4 protein-coding genes and 1 rRNA gene are annotated in these 4,531 nt (G+C 67.1%); 1 reads left to right on the forward strand and 4 read right to left on the reverse strand.

Features of this window, described 5'->3' with window-relative positions; genetic code table 11:
- The first annotated feature begins 12 nt into the window (after nucleotides 1–12).
- Nucleotides 13–129, forward strand: a 5S ribosomal RNA gene (rrf, locus tag VGS97_RS09350).
- Nucleotides 130–257: 128 nt separating this feature from the next.
- On the opposite strand, the gene VGS97_RS09355 is transcribed toward rrf, so the two are convergent.
- The 4 genes from VGS97_RS09355 to VGS97_RS09370 all read right to left on the reverse strand — a co-directional run.
- Entirely contained in the window at nucleotides 258–1,610 is a 1,353-nt protein-coding gene (locus VGS97_RS09355) for a DUF58 domain-containing protein (RefSeq protein ID WP_349262065.1), read from the reverse strand.
- Nucleotides 1,611–1,767: 157 nt separating this feature from the next.
- Complete coding sequence (locus VGS97_RS09360; RefSeq protein WP_414641673.1) at nucleotides 1,768–2,733, reverse strand: AAA family ATPase; 966 nt, start codon at nucleotides 2,731–2,733, stop codon at nucleotides 1,768–1,770.
- 47 nt (nucleotides 2,734–2,780) lie between these two features.
- The gene (locus VGS97_RS09365) at nucleotides 2,781–3,896 is read right to left on the reverse strand and encodes a DUF4350 domain-containing protein (RefSeq protein ID WP_326852918.1); all 1,116 of its coding nucleotides are present in this window, start codon (nucleotides 3,894–3,896) and stop codon (nucleotides 2,781–2,783) included.
- Between the two features lie 170 nt (nucleotides 3,897–4,066).
- On the reverse strand, nucleotides 4,067–4,531 hold a 465-nt coding region (locus VGS97_RS09370; RefSeq protein ID WP_326852919.1), incomplete at its 5' end, for a DUF4129 domain-containing protein.

Here is a 4,531-nt window from a genome sequence, read left to right on the forward strand (position 1 = left end):
TGTCACAGTTGTTGCGGCGGCCATGGCGGCGGGGAAACGCCCGGACCCATTCCGAACCCGGAAGCTAAGCCCACCAGCGCCGAGGGTACTGCCGGGGCCACCCGGCGGGAGAGCAGGACACCGCCGCACCACCACATAGCATAGGAGCCGAACCCAAACATTGGGTCCGGCTCCTATGCTTTTTTAGGGAACCACGTTGCAACGCGAAAACAGCAACCCCCAGGGTGGTTTCACTCCGGGGCCTTCGTTGGCGTTAGTTAAAGACGGCCAGCGGCCTTCAGAGCGAGATACGTGTCGGCGAGGGCCGGTGCGAAACGGTCGGGGATCGCATCGACCACGTGAACGCCGTGACGCCGTAACTCCGCCGCTGCTTGGCGCCTCGTCGCCAACGCTAGCTCTGCTGAGGCCGCCGCAAATACGGCGTCCGCGTCGCCGCGTGCGCTGGAGAGCTGTGCGATACGCGGATCGGCTACAGAGGCCACGATCACGTTGTGACGGCCAGTCAGGCGCCCTACCTGCGGAAGCAAGCCCTGGTCGATCGTAGCCGCGTCGATGCTCGTGAGGAGCACCACCAGAGACGGCCGGCGGATCTGCTTCATGAGATGCGTGACCAGACCTTCGGCGTTCAGCTCGATCAGCGACGGTTCGAGGCCTGCCATTGCGTCGCTGAACAGAGGCAGCGTGCGGCCCGGCAGCGCTCCTGGTACCGACGCGCGCAACTGTTGGTCGTATGCGAGCAAGTCCACCCGGTCACCGGCCCGCGTGGCCAATGCCGTCAGGAGCAACGCGGCGTCGATCGCTGAGTCGAGACGTGGGACGTCACCGACGCGGCCGGCCGACGTGCGGCTGGTGTCCAGCACCATGACCACATGCCGGTCTCGCTCCGGCCGCCACGTGCGCACTACGACATCGTTGCGGCGCGCCGTCGCCCGCCAGTCGATCGAGCGCACGTCGTCGCCGATCACATACTCGCGCAGTGAGTCGAACTCGCTGCCTTGGCCGCGCACGAGGACCGGAGTGCGGCCGTCCGTCTCGTGCAGCCTCGCAAGGCGCGACGGCAGATGCTTGCGGCTTTCGAAGGGCGGCAGCACTCGTAGGCGCCACGGAATCTCGCTCGATAGTTGTCTGCCGGCCAGGCCGAGCGGGCCGAGCGATCGCACGGTGACGCGATCGGGGATGCGGTCACCGCGGCGCGTCGGCGTGAGGATCGTGTCGATCCGTTGTGCCGCATTCGGCTCGATGGACAGGGCGTGGCGCGGCTCCTTCGGTACTTCGGAGACCTGACGCGGTGCCGTCGTCTGTGGCACGTTGCCCGCACTCGGCGTCCAGGCGTCACGAAGTATGCCGCGCAAAGGGTGGGCGCCGTTGTTCGTAACGGTTAGATGGACCGCCGCACTCTCGCCTAGGCGGACTGTTGTGCTGCCACTGCGCTCAAAGGCCAGGTCGCGTAACGTGCCCGCACGGATTGCGTCCGCCGCGACACCGAAACCGAGAGCGGCTTCGAACGCCGCGATCCCGGCCCAACCCGGAACATGGAACACGCCGGCGACCACGCCGACCAGCACCGAGCCTGCCGCGGCGACGGCGCCGGTACGGCCGGTCAGCACGATGCTGCCACGGCCGTTTCGGGGAGTGGGGGAGCGCATGCCCTGTAGTCCTGGTTTCTGGTCTGGTCTGGGTCTTGGTTTGAGTCTCTGAATCGGTCTCGTGCGTACTGCGGATTTGGCCCTTGGCTGTCTGCTGTGTCTGCCTGCTGTGTCTGCCTGCCTAGCGTGGGACGGCGACGGTGCCTAGTACGCCGTCGATGACGGCGTCGGTGGACACGCCTTCAAGCTCGCTTTCCGGGCGCAACCGCACGCGATGACGCAGGACCGGCCGTGCGAGTGCCTTCACATCGTCGGGACTCACGTAGTTGCGGCCAGACAGCCAAGCCCAAGCGCGTGACGCGGCGAGCAGCGCCGTACCACCGCGGGGCGATACTCCGACAGACAGCGACGGGGCACTACGCGTTGCCCTTACAACATCCGCGATGTAGCCCAGCACCTCTGGCGTGACTATGACAGCTCGTACAGCGTTACGCGCCGCCTCGATGTCTGTCTCTCCCGCGACCGGTTGCACACCTGCCGCCGCGAGTTGGCGCGGGTCGAAGCCGTCCGCATGGCGGCGCAGTACCGCGATCTCCTCGTCGCGGCTGGGCAGCGGAAGATTCAGCTTGAGCAGGAAGCGGTCGAGTTGCGCCTCGGGCAGCGGATAGGTGCCCTCGAACTCAAGCGGGTTCTGCGTCGCCGCCACCACGAACGGCACCGGCAGACGGCGCGGCAGGCCGTCCACCGTGACCTGCCGCTCCTCCATGCTCTCCAGCAGCGCGGCCTGCGTCTTCGGCGGCGTGCGGTTGATCTCGTCGGCGAGCAGCAGATTGGTGAACACCGGTCCCTCGCGGAACGAGAACTCGGCGGTGCGCGCGTCGAAGACCAGCGAACCCGTCACGTCACCGGGCATCAGATCCGGGGTGAACTGCACCCGCTTCGAGTCGAGCGACAACGCCGCGGCCAACGAGCGCACCAGCAGCGTCTTCGCGACGCCGGGCACGCCTTCGAGCAGCACGTGGCCCTGGCACAGCAGCGCGATCACCAGGCCGGTAACCGCCGCGTCCTGCCCCACGACCGCCTTCGCCACCTCCGCTCGCACAGCTTGCAGAGACTGGCGCGCGTGGTCCGCCTGCGCCACGGGCACGGGCACCGTGTGTACCGCCGTGTCGGATACTGCGGTGTCGGATTCGGTCACGATGACCGGACCTCCTGTTCCAGTTGGTCGAGGTGGTCCGCGAGCAGGACCAGTTCGGCTTCGGACTGTGGGGCCTCACCCGTGAGCAGATCGGCCACCACATCCTCGGTGACGTGCAGGTGTGTGGCCACCACAGCGACCAGCACCGACGGGTCCGCATGTGCACGCGCCGCCGGAACCCCGAAGTATCCGGCCAGACGACCCGCGGTCGCCTTACGCAACAACTCGGCCGCGCGACCGTGGGCGTTGGCACGCCGATAAAGGCGTGCGTGACCCTCGACGGTCTCCGCCGCGCGCACGGTGACCGGTAGTTGTTCGGTGACGACCGTGCCGAGGCGGCGACCGCGCCAATAGGCGGTGAGCAACACGGCGACCAGGAGTTGAAGCAGTACCCACCAGATCCAGGTCGGCATCAGGCTGGTCAGCGTCGGTTGGCTTGCGCCGCCCGAACCGCCGCCTCCGCCGCTACCACCACCGCCTGCGCGGATGGTCATCGTGCTGCCCGGCTGCGGCGTGGGCAAAGTTCCTCCGCAGACGGTGCCACCACAGTTGTTCAGCGAGGGATCCGGGGTGAACGAGGGAGCGAACCACACCAGCTTCGGATGCGCGCCGAAGAGCCGCAACGCCAGTGCGGCGTTACCGGCCGATGCGAGGCGATCGTTCTCGAAGAACGTGATTGAACCGAGGGCGAAGATGTCGGTGTCGCCATTGCTTTGAGACACCATCGTGGGCGCGCCGCCGACTGGGTAACAGCCGACATCAGCAGGGTCCGTCGCGCTGACGGTGAACGTCATCGACTCGACATGCAGATCCACGCTTCCGGCCGCGAACGCGTCCGGCTGCGTGCATGACGGCGCCACCGGTATGGTCACTGCGTCGGTGTACTGGCCGATACCGACCTCAGGCATGAATGCGGTGACTGTGGCCGCGTCGTTGTTCAGGATGATGACACGCCCGAACCCGGCGGAGTGCAGCTGGATCAGCGTTGGCTGGTCAGGGCGCTCGTCGTCGCTGATCACGAGCGTTGTGTCAGGGCCCGTGTAGGCGAGTACATCCTCGATCTGTTGCGTCGGGTAGTAAGCGATGCCCTGCTGCCCGAGCAGGTTCAGCAAGGCGGACTCACTTGTCGGCTGAAGCAGTGTAGAGGTGTCTACGGAGGCACTGGGGCTGGGGCTTGGGGCGACGTCGGCGTGGGCCGCAGCGGCCGTGATCGGGACGAAGATCACTGCGCCACATAATGCGGCTGCGACCAGGGCCGTCTGCCGCCGCCTTACCGGATGCTTCACAACTGGCTGCCCGGGGTCGTCGGTGTGATCGCGGTGGTCAACACGAGCGTGCCCGGCTGTTCCGTCCTCACCAGCTCGTCCACATCGCTGATCACGGCGTACGCATCCGGGGTGCCTACGTACTCGCCGTATTCGACCTCGTCGAAGGCACGCGCGGCCGCCTCCAGGATCGAGCCGTGTGCGGGAAGGATCGCGCCGGCGTCCCGCGCCGCCTCGTCCGCCGTTCGGTCCGCGCGCTCTGGAAGCAGTCCGCGTTCGTCGAGGGTGGCGATCACCGCGCGGAACCGCTCGCGAATCGCTTCCGCCCAATCTCCTGCGCTGGCCGCGAGTTCTGCGGAACGGCGGTGACGCGCGGCCCCGGTGAGTATCTCGTCGGTAGAGCCTCCGGCAGTTCCCCGCTTGTTCTTGTCCGACTTTCGCTTCTTCGACGTGCGTGGGCGGCCGAGCCAGCGCAGGAACAG

Source organism: Actinocrinis sp., from assembly GCF_035946395.1.
In the GTDB taxonomy this organism is placed as follows: Bacteria; Actinomycetota; Actinomycetes; order Streptomycetales; family Catenulisporaceae; genus Actinocrinis.